Source organism: Microbacterium marinilacus (assembly GCF_019753765.1).
GTDB classification, from domain to species: Bacteria; Actinomycetota; Actinomycetes; order Actinomycetales; family Microbacteriaceae; genus Microbacterium; species Microbacterium marinilacus.
In genome coordinates this window covers 534,110-554,185 of the sequence record NZ_JAIJZW010000001.1, presented here as the reverse complement: position 1 = coordinate 554,185, position 20,076 = coordinate 534,110, and the positions used below count along the sequence as shown (strand labels likewise).

General features: G+C 72.6%; 12 protein-coding genes. 4 read left to right on the top strand and 8 right to left on the bottom strand.

From position 1 onward, the window contains the following. Positions 1–81: 81 nt before the first annotated feature. The 3 genes from K5S26_RS02470 to mfd all read right to left on the bottom strand — a co-directional run bounded on the left by K5S26_RS02470 (position 82) and on the right by mfd (position 10,326). Complete coding sequence (locus tag K5S26_RS02470) at positions 82–6,168, bottom strand: Ig-like domain-containing protein (RefSeq protein ID WP_221855638.1); 6,087 nt, start codon at positions 6,166–6,168, stop codon at positions 82–84. 144 nt (positions 6,169–6,312) lie between these two features. Continuing rightward, a complete protein-coding gene (locus tag K5S26_RS02465; protein ID WP_221855637.1) occupies positions 6,313–6,624 on the bottom strand; it encodes a GNAT family N-acetyltransferase in 312 nt (103 codons plus the stop codon). A 51-nt stretch (positions 6,625–6,675) separates the two neighbouring features. Further along, positions 6,676–10,326, bottom strand: coding sequence for a transcription-repair coupling factor (gene mfd, locus K5S26_RS02460; RefSeq protein ID WP_221855635.1), 3,651 nt, complete (start codon positions 10,324–10,326; stop codon positions 6,676–6,678). Between the two features lie 74 nt (positions 10,327–10,400). On the opposite strand from mfd, the gene K5S26_RS02455 reads away from it, so the two are divergent. Beyond that, complete coding sequence (locus tag K5S26_RS02455) at positions 10,401–10,928, top strand: hypothetical protein (RefSeq protein ID WP_221855633.1); 528 nt, start codon at positions 10,401–10,403, stop codon at positions 10,926–10,928. A gap of 34 nt (positions 10,929–10,962) precedes the next feature. Here K5S26_RS02455 and pth read toward each other — a convergent pair whose 3' ends face one another. Together pth and K5S26_RS02445 are read right to left on the bottom strand one after the other, a co-directional pair. Further along, a complete protein-coding gene (pth, locus tag K5S26_RS02450; RefSeq protein WP_221855631.1) occupies positions 10,963–11,547 on the bottom strand; it encodes an aminoacyl-tRNA hydrolase in 585 nt (194 codons plus the stop codon). Between the two features lie 120 nt (positions 11,548–11,667). Continuing rightward, a complete protein-coding gene (locus tag K5S26_RS02445; protein ID WP_221855629.1) occupies positions 11,668–12,294 on the bottom strand; it encodes a 50S ribosomal protein L25/general stress protein Ctc in 627 nt (208 codons plus the stop codon). A 433-nt stretch (positions 12,295–12,727) separates the two neighbouring features. Between K5S26_RS02445 and gnd the strand changes: the two genes are divergently transcribed. Further along, positions 12,728–14,206: an NADP-dependent phosphogluconate dehydrogenase gene (gnd, locus tag K5S26_RS02440; protein ID WP_221855626.1), complete on the top strand. Its 1,479-nt coding sequence runs from the start codon at positions 12,728–12,730 to the stop codon at positions 14,204–14,206. Between the two features lie 64 nt (positions 14,207–14,270). On the opposite strand, the gene K5S26_RS02435 is transcribed toward gnd, so the two are convergent. Together K5S26_RS02435 and K5S26_RS02430 are read right to left on the bottom strand one after the other, a co-directional pair. After that, positions 14,271–14,990, bottom strand: coding sequence for an ABC transporter ATP-binding protein (locus K5S26_RS02435; protein WP_221855625.1), 720 nt, complete (start codon positions 14,988–14,990; stop codon positions 14,271–14,273). A 118-nt stretch (positions 14,991–15,108) separates the two neighbouring features. Further along, positions 15,109–16,596, bottom strand: coding sequence for an ABC transporter permease (locus K5S26_RS02430; protein WP_221855623.1), 1,488 nt, complete (start codon positions 16,594–16,596; stop codon positions 15,109–15,111). 169 nt (positions 16,597–16,765) lie between these two features. On the opposite strand from K5S26_RS02430, the gene K5S26_RS02425 reads away from it, so the two are divergent. Next, a complete protein-coding gene (locus tag K5S26_RS02425) occupies positions 16,766–17,515 on the top strand; it encodes a response regulator transcription factor (RefSeq protein WP_221855621.1) in 750 nt (249 codons plus the stop codon). Continuing rightward, positions 17,512–19,017 (top strand): sensor histidine kinase, encoded by a 1,506-nt coding sequence (locus tag K5S26_RS02420; RefSeq protein WP_308122722.1) that lies wholly within the window; start codon positions 17,512–17,514, stop codon positions 19,015–19,017. Before K5S26_RS02425 ends, K5S26_RS02420 begins: the two co-directional genes overlap by 4 nt. A 10-nt stretch (positions 19,018–19,027) precedes the next feature. Here K5S26_RS02420 and K5S26_RS02415 read toward each other — a convergent pair whose 3' ends face one another. Further along, a complete protein-coding gene (locus K5S26_RS02415; protein WP_221855619.1) occupies positions 19,028–20,059 on the bottom strand; it encodes a LacI family DNA-binding transcriptional regulator in 1,032 nt (343 codons plus the stop codon). Between the last annotated feature and the right edge of the window lie 17 nt (positions 20,060–20,076).

The following is a 20,076-nucleotide window of genomic DNA, read 5'->3' as shown; positions in this document are numbered from 1 at the left end:
CCGCCGCCGAACAGACTTCCCGGCACACCATTCCCGCGAGCGGGACCCCAGCCTATCGGAGCGCGACGGGCGCCCGGTCGGCTACTGCCAGACGATCGACTTGGTCAGGTAGCCGCTGATGTCCACGACGACCGTGCCGCCCGGCTTGTTGTACACGCACGGCAGATAGGCGATGAACGCGGCGCCGCCGGGCTCGACCGTGAACGAGCCGCTGCCCAGTCGCCGCCCGGCCGTCGACGTGCCCTCGTAGCACGTGGCGGAGTAGGTCCCCGGGTTCCATCCCTCGGAGCGGACGCCCATGTACTCGCACGGCGCCCGGCTGCAGGCCCGGTCGTCGTCCGCGCCGCCCGCCGGCCCCTGCACGGTCGTCGTCCCGGCGGTGTTGACCTCGACGTAGGGACCCCACGCGCCGGTGGAGTCCCGGACGCGCGCCTGGACGTTCCCGCCCGACGCGACGAACTCACCCGATGCCTTGGGAGCGCCGTTGTAGTGCACCGTCCGCCGGCCCGCGCCGACGTTGCTGACCTCGATCGCGTCGATCGTCCGGCCGTTGTACGCGGGGCCGATGTTGATCGTCCAGCGGTACAGCGAGTTGGTGCCCTGCGGCTCCCGGGTGGCCGTCAGCGCGGGGGTGAGCGGCTTGCCGAAGGGCGTGCCCTTCGCGTCGCTCGCGGGTCCCCCACCGCCGTACTGGCTCCCGTCGATGTAGACCACGGCCCGCACCTTGACGTTGTAGGTAGTGCCGTTGTCCAGGTTTCCGACGGTGACGCTCGTCGCCGTGCCGGTCGAGACCCAGTAGCCGTCGACCGAGTAGGCGTAGCGGATCTCGCTCTGCGCGGCGCCCCGCGGATCCGCCTGCGCCCACGAGAGCTTCAGCTGGGTGTCGCCCGGCTCCACCTTCACCGTCCCCACGCCGCCCGGCTGCTGCACGGCGCGGCGCGGCGCGGAGGCCGGGCCCCACTCACTCCATCCGGCCTTGTTCTTGGCGCGCACGCGGAACGTGTATCCCTCGGTCGACGCCGACAGCCCCGTGAAGGTCGCGGAGGTCCCCGTGCCCACCTGCTGCGTGCCGGTGCGCGGCCCGCTCATCTGCACCTCGTACGCCTGGACGGCGTCGCCGTTCTGCTGCTGCTGGCCGAGCGCCGACCAGGAGACGCGCATCTGGTCCTGGCGGCCCACGGGGTCGAGGTCTGCGACCGACGGGACGGCGGGGGCCTCGGGGCGACCGGCCGGCACCTCGGTCGGCGACCAGGCGCTCCAGCTCGACGGCTCGGGCGCGAGGTTGTGCGCACGCACGCGGAAGCGATACGCCGTGCCGTTGGCGAGCCCCTCCCAGACGCGCTCGGTGACGCCGCCGCCCTCGACCACGACCTGGGAGACGCCGTTCGGCGCCGCCGGGGATATCTCGACGGTGTAGGACGACACGGGAGATCCGGCGCTGTCGGGCTTCGTCCAGGCGACCCGCAGGCTGCCGTCGCCGAAGGCCGGCCGGCTCGGCGCCGCGGGGGTGTCCGGCCGGACGTCCGGCCGCGCGACCTCGCTCGGCAGCGAGGAGTCGGAGTCGCCGATCTCGTTGTGCGCGACCACCGTGAAGGTGTACTCGACGTTGTTGGTCAGCCCGTCCAGCGTGCAGGTCGTCGCCGGGCAGCTCTTCTCGTAGCCGCCGGCCTGGGACGTGACCGTGTACCCGGTGATACGCGAGCCGTTGTCGGCCGGCGGCGTCCACGACATCGTCACCTGGCGGTCCTGCACGCTCGCGACGACGGGCTTGCCCGGCGCGTCCGGGCGGCCGTGCACCGTGAGCAGCACGCGACCCTCGGCGCCGCGGGCGGCGTCTCCGGTCGCGTCGTGGATCCGGTACCGCACGACCATCCGCCCGTGGAAGTCGGCGTCCGGGGTCACCCGCAGGCTCTCGCCGGCCACCACCGCGGTGCCCTCGCCCGTCTCGACCTCGGTCGAGACGATCTCGAGCGGCTGATCGTCGAACGGGTTCTCGTCGTTCTCGAGCACGGGCACCTCCACCGCCTCGCCCGCGGCGGCCTCCGCGACCGTGTCGTCGGTGGCGACCGGGAGGGGCCGGTTGGACGACGTGATGCGCACGTCGACCCGCCCGGTCACCGGATCGGTCATGCCGTCCTCGACGCGCACCCCGACGCTCGTGGTCTGCCCCGTCTCCATGTCGGCGTCCGCGCTGAGCTCGAGCGTCGACCCCTCGATGCGCGCCTCGACCCCCGACGCCGGCTCGCCGTCCATCGAGAACTCGAGGGCGTCCCCGTCGATGTCGGAGGCCAGCGGCGCCAGCTCGAGCGTCACGGGGTCGTCCCCGGCGCCGACGTCGATCCGGGCGTCGACGAAGGAGGGCTGCGCGTTCTCCGGCGGCAGCACCGTGATCGGGATCGACAGGATCGCCGTGCGCCCGGCGGGGTCGTCGGGACCGGTGCCGTCGGTGACCTCGAAGGTGAGGGCGTCCGACCCGGAATAGCGGTCGGCCGACGTGTAGACGAGGGTCGAGTCGCCCTGCAGCAGCGCGGCGCCGTCGCTGTGCGCGGCCCGCACCGTCGCAGCCTCGGTGATCCGCAGAGGTTTGCCGGTGACGGTCTGGACGTGATCTGACAGCGGCAGCTCGACGGTCTCGCCGCTGTCGACCACCACCGGCTCCGCGCTGATGAGCGTGGGACGCAGGTCCTCCAGCCCCGGCACGTGCACGAACGCGCGGGCGGTGCCGCCGTCCTCGTCGGTCACGGTGTAGCCGATCAGCCGACGCCGCTCCTCGATCGTCACCTGCAGCAGCCCGTCGGACCCCGCCTGCTGCTCGCCCTCCACCTCGAGCTGAAGGCTCTGCACCGTGCCGTCGGGATCCTCGTCGTTCGCGAGAAGGTCGACGTCGGCGGTGAGCTCCGGCGTGATGGAGTCGAGGCGCACCCGGTCGTCGCGCGCGACCGGCGGCAGCAGCGGGACGTCCTCGTCGACCGTGACCTGGATGACGCCCTGCGCTGTCGCCCCTAGCTCGTCGGCGATCGTGTACTGCACCGACCCCTGCATCTCCTGCGCGGGCGCGGTGACGTCGACGCGGTTCGGGCCGGTGACCTCGGCCTCGAGCCCCTCGGGCGCGACGAGGTCGTCGACGAGCGCGATCGCGCCGCCCTCCGGGTCGCTGTCGTTGTCGAGCACGGGAACCGAGACGACGCGTCCCGGACGCATGAACACGTCGTCCCGCACCGCGAACGGCGCCTGGTTCGTCCCCGCCGGCGGCGCGATCCCGATGCGCAGCGTGGCCACGCCCTCGGCCCCGAGCGCGTCGCGCACGCGATAGGTGAGCTGATCGACCCCGACGGCGCCCTCGCTCGCGCGATAGACGAAGCGGTCGGCGCCGGTCTCCAGGATCTGACCCTTCGTCGGCGCGGAGTCGATGCCGACCAGCTCGACGGAGTCGCCGTCGGCGTCGATGCCGTCCAACGGCACGAGGATGGTGGCCGTCTCGCCCGAGACCAGTCGGGCCGTCAGGTCCTCCGGGCGCGGGGCCGCGTTCGCCTCGTCGTCGACGGGCAGCACCTGGATGGTGATGTAGCCGGCGTCGCGCTGGCCCGTGCTGTCGCGCACCTCGTAGGTGGCGTAGACGGTGCCCGGCTCGGTGCCCGCACGGAAGCGCACCGTGTCCTGCGCCACGAAGATGTCGCCGGCCTCGGGGTCCGGCTCGGACACCAGCTCGGGCACGACGTGCATCTCGTCGTCGTTCGGGTGCGAGTCGTTGTCGAGCACCGGGATCGTCACGACGTCGCCGACGCGCACCACGGCCTCGTCGTCGCTCGCGACGGGCGGGCGCAGCTTCGACGATGCGGGGACCGCGATCACCACGACCTCGCCCTGGGCCGTGCCCGACGCGTTCGCCACCGTGTACCGGATCGTCAGCCGGTCGGTGACGACCGCGCGGTCGGTGACCCGCAGCGTCTCGTGCGCGAGCACGGAGACCGACAGCCCGGCGGCGTCCTCCGCGTCGACGGACTGGACCACCAGCACGCCGCCGGCGGGGTCCATGTCGTTGGCGAGGACGTCGACGAGCACCTCGCCGCCGGCGGGGAGCATCGCGACGTCGCGCACCGCGACGGGCGGCAGATCGCTGGCCGCCGGCTCCAGCACGTCGACGCGCACGAGCCCCGGCACCGCCTTCGGCCCGTTGGAGACCAGGTACTGCACGTAGTAGGTGCCCACCGTCTCGCTGGCGAAGTCGAACGTGCGGTTGGCGAAGTCGGGTGCGATCCGGGCGCCTTCGACCTCGTCCACGCGCGTGAGCTTCAGCGGCTCGGCGCTCGCGCTGATGTCGTTGTCGAGCGGAGACACGGTGACCTGCTGGCCGGCGCGCGCCACGACGTGGTCGGCGGTGGTGACGGGGTCGGCGGTCCCGACCGGGCGGACGTCGAGCTTCAGCACCCCCGTCATGGCCGTCGCCCCGTCCGACACCTCGATCGGCACCTCGATCGGTCCCTGCTGGCCGGAGATGGCGCGGTAGGTGATCCGCCCGTCCGCCGTGAACTCGGCCTCGTCGCCCGGCAGGGGGTGCACGGCCTCGAGATAGATGCTGTCGCCGTCCGGGTCCCGCCAGTCGGGCAGCACGTTGTACGTGACGGTGCCGCCGGCCTCGACGGCGATGCTGAGCTCTCGATGCTGGGCGGGCCCCGCGTTCTGCGTATCGGGATGGACCGTCAGTCGCACCGTGGCCGCTCCGGAGCCGCCCCGCCCGTCGTTCGCCGTGTACTCGAAGGATCCGCTGCCGCTCGCCTCCGGCGGCACCACGACCTGCAGCGCGGTGCCGTTCTGGATGAGCTGCACCTCGCCCAGCGCGGAGGACGCGTCCGACACCTCCACCGTGAGCACGTCCCCGTCGGGGTCGCTGTCGTTGTCGAGCACCGGCAGGACGGTCGTCTGCCCGGCGCGCACGCCGAACGCGTCGTCCTCCGCGACGGGGTCGCGGTTCTCCGGCCCGCGGTCCGGCGGCAGCGGGTCCGGCACCTGCTCGGTCGTCAGGTCCTCGCTCGTGTCGCCGTCGCCCTCCGGCGGGGTGAGCTGGTCCCAGTTGTCGACCTTCTGCAGCGTGCTGGCCGCGAGCCACGCGGCACCGCTCAGGACGTCGTTGAGGATGATCGCGTCCCGGTTCACCCGGAAGCGCAGCTCGCCGGTGCCGTCGTAGCCTTCTATGCCGCTGGCGAGATCGTTCGCGGCGCCCTCGCAGTCGCGCAGCAGGTGCCCGGTGTCCATCCAGGCGGCGTAGGCGCAGCCGTCGAGCCACACCGGCTCCGCCGGCGTGGCCGCCGGCAGCTCGGTCGCCGTCAGCGTGGGCTCGCCGCCCTCCTCGAGGGGGACGGAGACGAGCGCGGTGCGCGTCGCCATCACCACCGCGCCGCCGTCCGCGGCGTCGGCGGCGAGCCGCGCCTCGCCCCCGCCGGCACCGTCGACCTCGACCGCGCGATCGGGCAGCAGCACCACGCCGGGCTCGCGGTCGAGCACGACGGGAGTGGCGCCGACCGCGGTGACGGCGACGCTCGGCTTCTCGGTGAGCCCCTCCAGGACGCGCTCCGACGGCTCTTCCGCCTCTCCCTCGCGGGTGGTCTCCACCGTCACGAGCGCGCGGCGCTCCGCTGAGACCGCGAACACGGTGCCGTCGCGCGCGACGGTCACGGCCGCGCCGCGCCCCAGCTCCGCGACGGGCTCGACCTCGGCCGGAGAGAACGCCCCGAGCCCCGGGAGCGGCACGACGTACAGGTCGCCCTCGCGCGGGTCGAGCACCGCGACGGTCTGCGCCGCCGCCTCGACGAGGGCGCCCTCCGGGAGGCCGGTGCTCTCGGCCAGCACCATGCCGGCCGGGTCCACTCGGCTCAGGCTGGCCTCGCCGCGGTCGTGGACGAGCACGCGATCGCCGTCCTGCAGCACGTCGTAGTCGGCGCTCGGCGCCACCAGGTAGCCGTCCAACCGCTGCGACTCGTTGTTGAAATGCCCCACGAACTGCTGGTCCGTCTTCGTGATCCACACCGAGCCGTCGTGCAGATCGAGCTCCGTCGTCGGATTGCCCTCGTAGGCGACCGCCATCGTCGTCACGCCCAGCGCGACCACCGAGACGACGGCTCCCGCGGCCAGCACCCGGCGGCGCTCTCGCAGCCACGACCCCGCGCTCATTCGGCTGGGCCTCCCCGGGGCGCACGTTCTCGGCGGCCCCGAGCCGGGGTCCTCCGAGAACAGCGTAACCGGCTGCCCGACGTGTCCGTCGGGCAGCGCTCCCCTTGCAGACGCCTCAGCCGGGGCCGCGGGATCACGAGCCGCTCAGGCGACGATGTCGGCGTGCTCCGGATGCCGCGCGAGCCAGCCCTGCACGAACGTGCACACCGGGACCACCCTCACTCCCCGCCGCCGCGCGTCCGCGACGGCGTGCGCCGCGAGGGCAGCCCCGACGCCGTGCCCGCCGTGCTCTTCGCCGACCACCGTGTGCAGCAGCACGCGTGCACCGTCCGGGGCGTCCTGGTACGCGAGCACGCCGACGAGCTCCGGGACGTGTCCCGGCCGCACGAGCCGCGCCTCGTAGCGGTCGCGTGCCGGGTCGTCGGTCACATCGGCGAGGACGTCGCTGTCTGCCATGCGCCCATCCCACACCGCGCCGGCCGGTCGTTCAAGCCTCCGTCCGGCCGTTCACGCCTCCGGCGCCGCGGGCGCGCTCTTCGGGGGCAGCGGCCACAGCGCGTCCAGCAGCTGAGACACCCAGGCGAGCAGCTCGACGTCGCCCAGGGGCTCGCCGCCCGCGGTCGGCAGCGGCACGACCATCGCCTCGCCGCCGGACAGCAGCTTCGCGCCGGGATACAGGCGCTGCAGCCGCACACGCATCGAGTCGGGCAGGGCGGCGGGGGCGACGCGCAGATTCCGGCCCATCGCGACGACGTCGGTGAGGCCCGCCTGTGCGGCGCGACGACGCAGGCGGGCGACGGCGATGAGCCCGTCGACCTCCGGGGGCGGCGTGCCGTAGCGGTCGGCGAGCTCGTCGACCACCAGGTCGATCGCGTCGTCCTTGGCCGTGGCCGCCGCAGCAGCGGACAGCTTCTGGTACGCCTCGAGCCGCAGCCGCTCCGCGTCCACGTACGACTCCGGCAGCCTCGCCTCCACGGGCAGCTCCAGGCGCAGCTCCACCGGGCCCTCGGTGTCCTCGCCGCGGAACGTCGCGACCGCCTCGCCGATCATCCTCAGGTAGAGGTCGAAGCCGACGCCGGCGATGTGGCCGGCCTGCTCGGCGCCGAGCAGGTTGCCGGCGCCGCGGATCTCGAGGTCCTTCATCGCGACCTGGATGCCCGAGCCGAGGTCGTTGTGCACGGCGATCGTCTGGAGGCGATCGGCGGCCGTCTCGGACAGGGGCTTCATCTCGTCGTAGACGAAGTACGCGTATGCGCGCTCGCGCCCGCGGCCTACCCGCCCGCGCAGCTGGTGCAGCTGCGCGAGCCCGTACTTGTCGGCACGGTCGATGACGATGGTGTTCGCGTTGGCGATGTCGATGCCGGTCTCGATGATCGTCGTGCAGACGAGCACGTCGAACTTGCGCTCCCAGAAGTCGTCGACGACCTGCTCCAGCTGGTGCTCGCCCATCTTCCCGTGTGCGACCGCGATGCGGGCGTCCGGCACCAGCTCGGCCAGGTGCGCGGCGACCGAGTTGATCGACGTCACGCGGTTGTGCACGTAGAAGACCTGTCCCTCGCGCAGCAGCTCGCGGCGGATGGCGGCGGCGATCTGCTTGTCGTTGCGGGGACCGACGTAGGACAGGATCGGGTGGCGGTCCTCCGGCGGCGTCGCGAGCGTCGACATCTCGCGGATGCCGGTCACCGCCATCTCCAGCGTGCGCGGGATCGGCGTCGCGCTCATCGCAAGGATGTCGACGTTGGTCTTCAGCTTCTTCAGCTGGTCCTTGTGCTCGACGCCGAAGCGCTGCTCCTCGTCGACGATCATCAGCCCCAGGTCCTTGAACACCACCTGGTCGGTGAGGATGCGGTGCGTGCCGATCACCATGTCGACGCTGCCGTCCAGCAGACCGTCGAGGGTGCGGCGCGCCTCGGTGGCGGTCTGGAACCGGGACAGCGGCTTGACGACGACGGGGAAGCCCGCGAAGCGCTCGTTGAAGGTCTCGAGGTGCTGCTTGACGAGCAGCGTCGTCGGGACGAGCATCGCGACCTGCTTGCCGTCCTGGATCGCCTTGAACGCCGCGCGCACGGCCACCTCGGTCTTGCCGAAGCCGACGTCGCCGGACAGCAGGCGGTCCATGGGCACGGGGCGCTCCATGTCGCGCTTGACCTCGTCGATGGTCTGCAGCTGGTCGGGGGTCTCCGCGAACGGGAAGGCCTCCTCGAGCTCGCGCTGCCACGGCGTGTCGGGGCCGAACGAGTGGCCCTTGGCGGCCATCCGCGCGGAGTAGAGCTTCACCAGCTCGACGGCGATGTCGCGCACCGCCTTGCGGGCCTTGCCCTTCGCCTGGGCCCAGTCGCTGCCGCCCATCTTCGACAGCGTCGGCGCCTCTCCGCCGACGTACTTCGACAGCAGGTCGAGCTGGTCGGTGGGCACGAAGAGCTTGTCGCCCGGGTAGCCGCGCTTGGAAGGGGCGTACTCGAGCACGAGATAGTCGCGCTCGCTCTTGGTGGCGTTCCGCCCTCCGCTCGACACCTGCCGCTTGGTCATCTCGACGAATCGGCCGATGCCGTGGGTGGCGTGCACGACGTGGTCGCCGGGCTTGAGCTGGAGGGGGTCGACGACGTTGCGACGACGCGACGCGAGCTTCTTGACGACGCGGGCGTCGCCGCCGATCGTCCGGCCGTAGAACTCGTTCTCGGTGAGCAGCGCGAGCCGCGCCTCCTCCGACTCGAAGCCGCGCTCGACGCCCGCCAGGACCAGGGTCGCCACGCCGGGCTCCGGCGCCTCGTCCAGCGTCTCCACCACACGGGCGGCCAGGCCCCGCTCGGACAGGACGTCGCGGGCGCGCTCCACCAGTCCCGCGCCGTTCGCGGCCACCACGACCCGCCAGCCGTCCCCCAGCCGCCGCGCGACGTGCTCGATCGCGCCGTCGACGCTGCCCTGGAAGGAGGGGACGGCGGCGCCGCGGATGCGGGTGGCCGTGCCGGTGTCCGGGGCGAGGCGCACGTCGTCGTCGGCGAGCGCGTCGAGCTCGGCTGCGGTCTCGGCCGCGCCGGAGTCGAAGGGGCTGAGCGTCCACCAGACGCTGCGCGCCTCGCGCACGTCCTCGTGCAGGCGCGCCAGCGTGAGGAAGTCACCGGCGTCGAGGTCGAGGGGCGCGCTCGCCCCGCTCGTCGCGGCGCTCCACGCGGCCTCGAGGAACTCCCGGTTCGTGTCGCCGAGCGTGAGGGCGCGGGAGACCGAACGCTCGGGATCGACGAGCGCCACGGCGGCTCCGCGCGGCAGGTACTCGACGATCGACGCGAGCGGGCCGGCGACGACCGGCGTGAGCGACTCCATGCCCTCCACGGGGATGCCTTGCGCCATCTTCTCGAGCATCTGGGCGATCCCGGGGAACTCGTGCTGCAGCTGGAGGGCGCGCGAGCGCACCTCGTCGGTCAGCAGCAGCTCGCGGCTCGGCACGAGCTCGACGCCGTGCACCTCGCCGGGCAGCGAGCGCTGATCGGCGACCGAGAACGCCCGGATCTGGTCGACCTCGTCGCCGAAGAACTCGATGCGGAAGGGATGCTCCGCCACGGGCGGGAAGACGTCGAGGATGCCGCCGCGCACCGCGAACTCGCCGCGCCGCGACACCATGTCGACGCGCGCGTAGGCAAGCTCGACCAGACGCCGCACCACGTCGTCGAGCCCGACGCCCTCGAATCCCGTGCCGGTGCCGCCGACCTCGAGACGGATCGGCGCCGCTTCGGCCAGTCCGCGCGCGAGCGGCTGGATCGCCGAGCGCACAGAGGCGGTGATGACCAGCGGCGGCGCCCCCTCGGACGCGTCGTGCTCCGCCAGCCGCCGCAGGGTGGCGAGGCGTCTTCCGACCGTCTCGGCGCTGGGGCTCAGGCGCTCGTGCGGCAACGTCTCCCACGAGGGGAAGTCGCGCACCTCCGCGCCCGGCAGGTAGGCGCCGAGCGCGGCGGCGAGGCTCTCGGCGCGGCGCCCTGTCGGGGCGATCGCCAGCAGGACGCCCGGATGCCCGGCCGCGATCCGGCGGCGCAGCAGCGCCGCCAGCGCGGGGGCGTCCAGCCCGTCGGCGAGCGAGAGGTCGGCGTCGACCGCCGAGGCCGCGAGGGCGTCGCTGAACGATTCCGAGGTCTCGAGGGCGCGCACGATCCCCTGAACAGTCACCAGGAGAGTCTACGTCGCCGGTCCGACACCGGCCCGCCGCGGCGGGTGCGCGGCAGACGTCATACGATGGCGGCGTGAGCGAACCGCAGCCTCCCAGCCAGACGCCTCCGGGCGCGCCCGTCTGGTCCGCGGGCCCCGCCGCCCCTCCCTACGGGGCGCCCCAGGCGCCGTACCTCGCCCCGCAGGATCCGCGCTTCGCACAGCTCGTCCAGCCGCCGGCTCCTCGCCGCTCGGCGATGCTCGGGCGGCTCGCCCTGGCGCTGGCGCTGCTGGCCACGGTGGGCGCGAGCACGGCTCTCGCCGTCGCGCTCGGCGCGATCGGCGCCGGCGTCGGACCGCAGCTGCAGAACGTCTCGCCGTCCTCGGGCCTCGAGGTGCTCACCCCGGTGCGCGGGTGGGTGCTCGTCGCCGAGGTCGCCGGCTGGACCGGCACCGTGCTCGGGATCTGGGCGCTCGTCCAGGGCATCGTCGCCGCAGCGCGCGACAGCGGGCGCGGCGCCGGCATCGCCGCGATCGTGATCGCCGCGCTCGGGCCGATCGTGGCAGCGGTCGCGTCCCTGATCGCCGTGACCGCCGGCATCGCGGGCTCCGGGGCCGTCTGACCCGCCCCCGGTCAGAGACCGCCCGGCGGGGCGCTTACGGCTTCGGGGCGTGGACGACCTGCTGGGCAGCCGTCAGGCCGTGCTCGACCACCCGCTCGACCGCGTCGGCCGCATCGGAGACGAGGATCGGCAGCGTCTGACGGTCGGACGCGCTGAACGGGTCCAGCACCCAGTCGGCGGGGTCCTGCCGTCCCGGCGGGCGGCCGATGCCGACGCGGACGCGCACGAAGTCCGGGGTGCCGAGCGCCTTCGCGACGTCGCGCACCCCGTTGTGCCCGCCGTGTCCGCCGCCCGACTTGAGCCGCAGCGCGTCGAACGGGATGTCCAGCTCGTCGTGCACGATGACGATCCGCTCCGGGCCGATGCCGTAGAAGCGCGCGAGGTTCGCGACCGGGCCGCCCGAGACGTTCATGAAGGAGTTCGGCTTCGCGATCACGAGCTTCGCCGCTCCCGGTCGCAGCCAGGTCTCCGCGACCCGGGCGCCCGCCTTGTGCTGCTTGAACGACGTGCCACGACGCCCGGCGAGCTCGTCCATCACCATCTGACCGACGTTGTGCCGGGTCGTCTCGTATCGGGGGCCGGGGTTGCCGAGCCCCACGATCAGCCAGGTGTCCGCCATGGGCTCCATCCTCTCCGCGCGGGGGCGCTCACACGTGCTCGCCGATGCGTCCCGTCGACAGTCGACATGCAGAGAGGGGACGCGATCGCTCGCGCCCCCTCTCTCGTCGGTTCGCCGGTGTTACTCGGCGGCCTCCTCCGACTCGGCCTCGTCCTCGGCGGGGGCCTCCTCGTCGGCGGCCTCCTCCTCGGCGTCGCTCGTGGTGTCCAGCTGCGGGACCGACACGGCGACGACCAGCGTCTCGGTGTCGCTCACGAGGACCGCGCCCTTGGGCAGCTCGACCTCGCCGGCGGTGATGTGCGTGCCGTCCTCGAGGCCCTCGACGTTCACGACGAGGTGCTCGGGGATGTGGGTCGCCTCGACCTCGACCGAGAGCGTGGTCGCGTCGAGCGTGGCGATCGTGCCGGAGAAGGGCTCGCCCTCGACGAGCACGGGGACGTCCACGACGACCTTCTCGCCCTTCTTCAGGACGACGAGGTCGACATGCTCGATGACCTGGCGCACCGGGTCGCGCTGCACGTCCTTGACGAGCGCGAGTTGCGTCTTGCCCTCGAACGACAGCTCGACGATCGGGTTGGCGTGACGCACGAGCAGCAGGGTCTCGTGACCGGGCAGCGCCAGGTGCACGGGCTCGGTGCCGTGGCCGTACAGGACGGCGGGGATCTGGTGGGCGGCGCGCAGGCGACGGGCGAAGCCCTTGCCGAACTGGGTGCGCACCTCGGCGCTGAGCGTGTTCTGCTCCGACATGTGTGTCTCCTCGTGGACGCGCGCCGGGGAGCCGATCACGCGATGGTCTGTGTCTTCTCTCGACTCAGGCGTCTGCCGTTGATCCGAGACGCGGGAGGAGAGCCACGAGGCCCGTCCGCGTCGATAACGGCTGCCGCACGCATGCGCGGCTCGCCCTCGCCGAGGTCGTTTTCCCATCCTACCCGACGAGCGGGTAGCGTTGTGACGCGCGGTCCGCGCGCGAAAACCACCCCGCACGGCCCCTCCGGGCGCCGTCCGCCTGCCCGGGAGAGCCCCTGTGATCGATCCGTCGCACATCGTCACCGGCGTCATCGCCGCCATGTCCATCGCCGCCACCATCCTGGTCGTCGGCGCCTTCTTCTCGCTCGGTCGCTCGGGCTACCGCAAGGACTAGCCTTTAGTCATACCTTTTCCCGCTGCAACAGGAGATCGCGTGTCCGACACCTCTGCCCCCTCCGACAACGGAGTCGCCGTCGCCAACATCGGGGTCGTGGGCCTCGCCGTGATGGGCTCGAACCTCGCCCGCAACCTCGCGAGCCGCGAGGGCAACACCGTGGCGATCTACAACCGCAGCCGCGAGAAGACCGACCAGCTGCTCGCCGACCACCCCGAGGCGCAGTTCGTGCCGGCCTACTCCTACGAGGAGTTCGCCGCGAGCCTGGCGAAGCCGCGCACCGCGATCATCATGGTCAAGGCCGGCGCCGGCACCGACGCGGTGATCCAGGCCCTCACGGAGGTCTTCGAGCCCGGCGACATCATCGTCGACGGCGGCAACGCGCTGTTCACCGACACCATCCGCCGCGAGAAGGCGGTGCGCGAGACCGGCATCAACTTCGTCGGCGCCGGCATCTCCGGCGGCGAGGAGGGCGCCCTCACCGGCCCGTCCATCATGCCGGGCGGCCCCGAGGAGTCCTGGGTCACGCTGGGCCCGATCCTGCGCTCGATCGCCGCGGTCGCCCCCGACGGCGAGCCCTGCGTCACGCACGTCGGCACCGACGGCGCGGGCCACTTCGTCAAGATGGTGCACAACGGCATCGAGTACGCCGACATGCAGCTCATCGCCGAGGCGTACGACCTGATCCGCCGCGGCACGGGCAAGACCCCGGCCGAGATCGCCGACATCTTCGCCGAGTGGAACACCGGCGAGCTCGAGTCGTACCTGATCGAGATCACCGCCGAGGTGCTGCGTCAGGTCGACGCCGCGACGGGCCGTCCGCTGGTGGACGTGATCCTCGACCAGGCGGGCGCGAAGGGCACCGGTGCCTGGACCGTGCAGACCGCGCTGTCGCTCGGCGTGCCCGTGTCCGGCATCGCGGAGGCGACGTTCGCGCGTTCGCTGTCGTCGCACCCGGAGCAGCGCGAGGCCGCCGCGTCGCTCCCCGGACCGGACGAGGACTTCCGCGTCGCGGACGCCGACGCGTTCATCGAGGACGTGCGCCAGGCGCTCTTCGCCTCGAAGATCGTGGCGTACTCGCAGGGGTTCGACGAGATCCGCGCGGGCGCTGCGGAGTACGGCTGGAACATCGACCTGGGCGCGATCTCGAAGATCTGGCGCGCGGGCTGCATCATCCGCGCGCAGTTCCTCAACCGGATCGCCGACGCGTACGCCGAGACCCCTGACCTGCCCGTGCTGATGACCGCGCCGTACTTCGCGGAGGCGCTCACCTCGGGCCAGGCGGCGTGGCGCCGCGTCGTGGTCGCGGCGACGCAGGCCGGCATCCCCTCGCCCGCGTTCTCGTCGTCGCTGGCGTACTACGACGGCATCCGCGCCGATCGCCTGCCGGCGGCGCTCGTGCAGGGACAGCGCGACTTCTTCGGCGCGCACACCTACAAGCGCATCGACAAGCCGGGCACGTTCCACACGCTGTGGTCGGGAGACCGCACCGAGATCGAGGCCGAGGACACGCACTGACGCCTCGCAGGTGATCGCAGAGAGGCCGCACCCCTTCGGGTGCGGCCTCTCTGCGTCGGCGGGGTCAGGCGAGCTCGCGGACCACGCCCTTGTCGAGACGCAGGCGGCGCTTCGCGCGGCGGGCGACGGCCGAGTCGTGCGTGACGACGATGAGGGTGAGCCCCTCGTCGTTGAGCGCCTGCAGCACCTGCAGGATCTCGTCGCGCATGCTCTCGTCGAGGTTGCCGGTCGGCTCGTCCGCCAGCAGCACCTTCGGCCGCTTCGCGATCGCGCGCGCGATCGCCACGCGCTGCTGCTGACCTCCCGACAGCTCGCTCGGCCGGTGGTCGCCGCGTTCGGCGAGGCCCACGTGGGCGAGCGCCTCCGAGACGCGACGCGACCGCTCGTCCGCGACGAGGCCGAGGGGCTCGAGCCCCATGTCGACGTTCTCGGCGGCCGTCAGCGTCGGGATCAGGTTGAAGCCCTGGAACACGAAGCCGATGTCGTGGGCGCGCAGCCGGCCCAGCTCGGCGTTGGACGCCCGGGCGATGTCGCTGCCGGCCAGCAGCACCGTCCCGTCGGTCGGCCGGTCGAGGGCACCGAGGATCTGCAGGAACGTCGACTTCCCGCCACCGGTCGGTCCCTGGATGGTGACGAAGTCGCCCTGGGCGATCTCGACGTCCACCCCCGCGAGCGCCTTCACCTCACGTCCCTTCTGCCGGTACGTCTTGGTGACGCCGGAGATCCGATACGCCGGCCCCGCGCCCTGCTCGGCGACGCCCTCGTGCGCTTCCACGATGCTCATTCCCGTTCTCCCTTGTGTTCGGCGCCCTGCCCTGATGCGCCATGTACTGATGTGACACGTGCTGATGTGACACGTGCTGATGTGCCGCTCCCCTGCCGGCGGAGCGCTCCCCCGCGGCTCACGCGACCGACCTCAGCGCCTCGGCGGGGCTCAGCCGGGCCGCGCGCCATCCGCCGAACGCGCCGGCCACCAGTCCGCCGGCGATCGCGAGCCCCACCGCGGCGAGGATCACGGTCACCGAGACGGGGGCCGTCAGGGTGATGTCGGTCGCCGCCTGGGCGACCTGGCCGAAGCCGCCGCCCGGCCCGCCGGCGCCGCCCGGCATGCCGCCCTGGGCGGAGTCGCCGCCGGACGTCGTCGAGATGGTCGGCTGGATGACGTTGATCGCGATCACGCCCGCGAGGCCGATGGCGAGGCCGATCACGCCGCCGATCACGCCCTGCACGACCGACTCGCCCGCCACCTGACCGATGACGCGCCCGTTCGACCAGCCGATGGCCTTCAGGGTGCCGAACTCACGTGTGCGCCGGGAGACGCCGGAGATGGTGAACAGCACCGCCAGGGCGACCGCGACGGCGAGGACGATGATCGACAGCCACGTGCCGAGGCTCGTGATGAGCGACGAGGCGCTCGACAGCGATCCCGACACGCTCGACGCCAGGTCGGACTGCGAGCTCACGGTGGTGTCGGGCAGCGCCTCCTCCAGCGCGCTCTGCACGCTCGAGATGGCGTCCGACGAGGACGCCTGCACGTAGACGGTCGAGACGACGTCGCCGGCGCCCGAGATGTCCTGCGCGACGTCGAGAGGGATGTAGACGTTCGCCGCCGTGTCGGCCTCGGAGGACGAGGAGGCGACGATGCCGACGACCTCGACCTCGGTGCCGCCGACGTCGATCGTGTCGCCCACGGCCAGGTCGGAGCTCGTGGCGTACGTCTCGTCGAGCACTGCGACGTCCGTGCCGGCGTCGCCCGCCTCGAGCAGGCGCCCGTCGACGAGCTCGACCGAGGAGAGCGGGCCGACGCCGGCCGTGGCGTCGGCGGGCTCGATGCCGAGCACCGTGAAGGAGTCCACGTCGAACTGGCCGCCGCCGAAGCCGCCGCCCTCGCCGCCCTCGCCACCAGCGCCGCCGGCGGGACCGCCCTCGGGCATCTGCCCCTCGGCGCCCTCGGTGCCTGACATCTGCGGCAGCTCACCGTCGAACGTGGTGTTGGTGAGGCTCAGCGCGCCGGACGCCTGCGCGACGCCGTCGATCGCGGTGACGGTGTCGAGTGTGGCGGCATCGAGGGTGCCCCGCATCATGTCGGTCGACAGGCGGGACTGGCTGAGCGACGTGGAGCCGTCGTCGTTCGTGGTGCCGCCGTCCTCTCCGAACTCGAACGACGGGCGCCCGCCGCCCTCGCCGGGCTCGGCCTGCGCGCCGGTGACGGTGAGGTCGGTGCCCACCCCGTAGACGGAGGCGAGCGCGGTGCTCTGCGCGTCGCGGACGCCCGCGGCGAGCGCGTTCACGATGATGACGAGCGCGATCGCTATCGCGAGTCCCGACGCGACGATGATCGTCTGCTTCTTGCGGCCGGCCAGTTCGCGCCGCAGATAGGTCCAGTACATGGGTCTCCTCTCGGCCGCGGATGCCGGCCGTCGGATCGACGCTAGGAACGGGTCTGAGGCGAATCGTCGGGAGGACGTATGAGATCGCTATGTCCGCCGGGCGGCATTCTCATCGCACACATAGGAGGCCCCATAGAAAGCTCATAGCTTTGAGCGCACAATGGATGCCATGACCGCCTCGCAGCCCACCCCCGCGCACCACGCCCCCGCCCTCGTCCATGCCGACGGGACTCCCGTCCGCGTCCTCGTCGTCGACGACGAGCAGATGCTCACGGACCTCCTGGCGATGGCGCTGAAGATGGAGGGCTGGCAGGTGCGCACCGCCGCCAGCGGCTTCGAGGCGCTGACCGCCGCCAAGGAGTTCCGCCCCGACGCGCTCGTGCTCGACATCATGATGCCCGACCTGGACGGCATGGCGGTCCTGCAGCGCCTGCGCCAGGCGGGCGACGACGTGCCGGTGCTCTTCCTCACCGCCAAGGACGCGGTCGGCGACCGGGTCGCGGGGCTCACGGCCGGCGGCGACGACTACGTCACGAAGCCGTTCAGCCTGGAGGAGGTGGTGGCGCGCCTCCGGGCCCTGATGCGCCGTTCGGGCACCGCTCACGCCGCCGAGGAGGAGCCCATCCTGCGGGTGGGCGATCTCAGCCTGAACGAGGACAGCCACGAGGTCGAGCGCGACGGCACCGACATCGAGCTCACGGCGACCGAGTTCGAGCTGCTCCGCTTCCTCATGCGCAACCAGCGCCGCGTGGTGTCGAAGGCGCAGATCCTCGACCGCGTCTGGAGCTACGACTTCGGCGGGCGCTCGAGCGTCGTCGAGCTCTACATCTCCTACCTGCGGAAGAAGATCGATGCCGGCCGCGAGCCCCTCATCCACACCGTGCGCGGCGTCGGCTACATGATCAAGGCGCCCCAGTGACGTCGCCCGACGCGACCGTCGACGAGGTGCCGCCCGAGGCGCCCGCCCGCCGCCGCATGCGGCCGCTGTCCTTCCAGGCGCGCCTGATGCTGACCGTCTTCGGGTTCGTGTCGCTCATCTTCGTGGTCGTCGCCGCCGTCACGAGCGTGGTGCTCAACAACGTGCTCGAGGAGCGGCTGTCGCAGCAGGTGCGCAGCTCGGTCACCGAGTCGCACCAGTTCCTGCAGGCCGTCGACGCGACCGCGGACGCCGCCGCCGTGCTGCGGCAGATCCCCGCATACCGCGGCACGATCCTGATCCTGGAGACCGAAGACGGCGCGCGCACCGGCGCCTACATCGACTCGCACTATGACGTGCGCCGGCTGACGGACGCGCAGCTGGAGGACCTGAACATCTCCCGCCACGGGCCCGACACGTTCACGCTCAGCCTGAGCGACCTCGGCGAGTACCGCGTCCAGATCGACAGCATCCGAGGCGGCTCCGCCGCGATGGGGCAGTCGACGGACGACGTGCGCTCGACGATCGGGCAGCTCCTCACCACGATCACGTTCACGACCGCCGCCGGGCTCTTCGTCCTCGGCGCCGCCATCACCATCGTGATCCGGCAGGGCCTCAAGCCGCTGCGCGCCGTCGCGGAGACCGCCCAGCGTGTCGCGCGTCAGCCCCTCGATCAGGGGTCCGTCTCGATCGACGAGCGCGTGCCCGCGGATCAGGCGGATCCCGACACCGAGATCGGCCAGGTGGGCGCCGCGCTCAACACCCTGCTCGACCATGTCGACGCGTCCCTGGACGCGCGCCAGCGCAACGAGGAGCGGATGAGACGCTTCGTGGCCGACGCGAGCCACGAGCTGCGCACTCCCCTGGCTTCCATCCGCGGGTACTCGGAGCTGTCGCTGCGCGACCCGTCCCTCAGCGACACGACGGGCCAGTCACTGGAGCGCATCCAGGCGCAGTCGATGCGGATGACCGGCCTGGTCGAGGACCTGCTGCTGCTCGCCCGCCTCGACGAGGGCCAGGAGCTCGTCTACGGCGCAGTCGACCTGACGCCGATCGTCGTCGAGTCGGTCGCCGATCAGCGCGTCGCCGGCACCGACCACGCCTGGCGGGTCGAGGTCGACGAGGAGCCGGTCGTCGTCGCGGGAGACGCCGCACGCCTGCACCAGGTCATCGTGAACCTGCTCGCGAACGCGCGCACGCACACGCCGGCCGGCACGACCGTGACCGCCTCCCTGACGCACGAGGGCACGGGCAGCGCGACGCGCGCGATCCTGCGCGTGCACGACGACGGACCGGGTGTGGACCCGAGCCTGCAGGGCGAGCTGTTCACGCGGTTCGCCCGAGGCGACCGCTCCCGCGCCCGCGCCACGGGCGGCACGGGTCTGGGCCTCGCGATCGTCAAGGCGATCGTCGACGCCCACCACGGCGAGATCCGCGTGAAGAGCACCCCCGGCGACACCACGTTCGAGGTCTCTCTGCCCGCGAAGCCGGTCGACCCGTCCTGACCACCTCCGATCAGTCGGGCCGGGCGCCGGGGCTGCTCCATCCCGGCGCCGGCGCGGTCGAGGCACGCACGACCAGCTCGGGCCGGACGACCTCCCTGCGCGGCGCCGCGCCCGCCGACAGCTCGGTCAGCAGCTCCATCGCGAGCTCGCCCATCGCGAGCCGCGGCTGATCGACGCTCGTCAGCGTCGGACGGACGATCCCGGCGACGTCCGTGTTGTCGTAGCCGATGAGGCTCAGGTCCTCGGGCACCCGCAGGCCCGCATCGATCGCCGCGCCCAGCAGCCGGACGGCCGTGCGATCGTTGCGGGCGAACACCGCAGTCGGGGCGTCCGGATCACGCGCGGCGACGGCGGCCGCCAGCCGGCCCGCGCCGTCCGCCGACACGACGCGTCCGCGCGTGCCCAGTCCGAACTCCTCCAGGGTGGCGAGGACGGCATCGCGCCGGTCTGATGCCGCCGGCCGCGTCGAGTCCGTCAGATGCGCGATCCGGCGATGGCCGAGCGCGACCAGATGCCGGATCGCCAGGCGCGCGCCCGCGCGATCGTCGTTCGACACCTGTGCGGCGGCGACCGGCACCTCCGGCGGACGACCCACGACGACGACCGGGCACAGCGCCGCCGCCTGGGCGAGCGTCTGCGGGTCGACACGGCCCGAGATCACCACGAGGCCGTCGACCCCGAGCTGCTGAAGGTGCGCGATCCGCGCCCCGGTGATCGCGGGATCCCGCCGTCCCTCGCCGAGCACCACGCGGAGGTCGGCACGCTGCGCCGCGTCCTCGATGCCCCTCACCACGTCGACGTAGTAGCCGCTGCGCAGGTCGTTGACCAGCACCCCGACGAGCTGGCTGCGGCCCCGGGCGAGCGAGCGGGCCCAGGAGTTCGAGCGGTAGCCGAGTCGCCGCGCCGCATCGAGGATCCGCTCGCGGCTGGCCTCGCCGACGCCCGCCTCGCCGCGGATGGCGAGCGACACGAGGGACTTCGAGACCCCGGCCTCCCGGGCGACGTCCACGATGGTCGGCGATCGGTCCCGGCGGCGTTCCACACGTCCGTTCTACCCGG

Excerpts from the sequence above, each read along its gene's own strand:
- K5S26_RS02425 (WP_221855621.1), top strand. The coding sequence starts at position 16,766 with ATGACCGCCTCGCAGCCCACCCCCGCGCACCACGCCCCCGCCCTCGTC.
- K5S26_RS02470 (WP_221855638.1), bottom strand. The coding sequence starts at position 6,168 with ATGAGCGCGGGGTCGTGGCTGCGAGAGCGCCGCCGGGTGCTGGCCGCG.
- pth (WP_221855631.1), bottom strand. The coding sequence starts at position 11,547 with ATGGCGGACACCTGGCTGATCGTGGGGCTCGGCAACCCCGGCCCCCGA.
- K5S26_RS02430 (WP_221855623.1), bottom strand. The coding sequence starts at position 16,596 with ATGTACTGGACCTATCTGCGGCGCGAACTGGCCGGCCGCAAGAAGCAG.
- K5S26_RS02435 (WP_221855625.1), bottom strand. The coding sequence starts at position 14,990 with ATGAGCATCGTGGAAGCGCACGAGGGCGTCGCCGAGCAGGGCGCGGGG.
- K5S26_RS02465 (WP_221855637.1), bottom strand. The coding sequence starts at position 6,624 with ATGGCAGACAGCGACGTCCTCGCCGATGTGACCGACGACCCGGCACGC.
- K5S26_RS02445 (WP_221855629.1), bottom strand. The coding sequence starts at position 12,294 with ATGTCGGAGCAGAACACGCTCAGCGCCGAGGTGCGCACCCAGTTCGGC.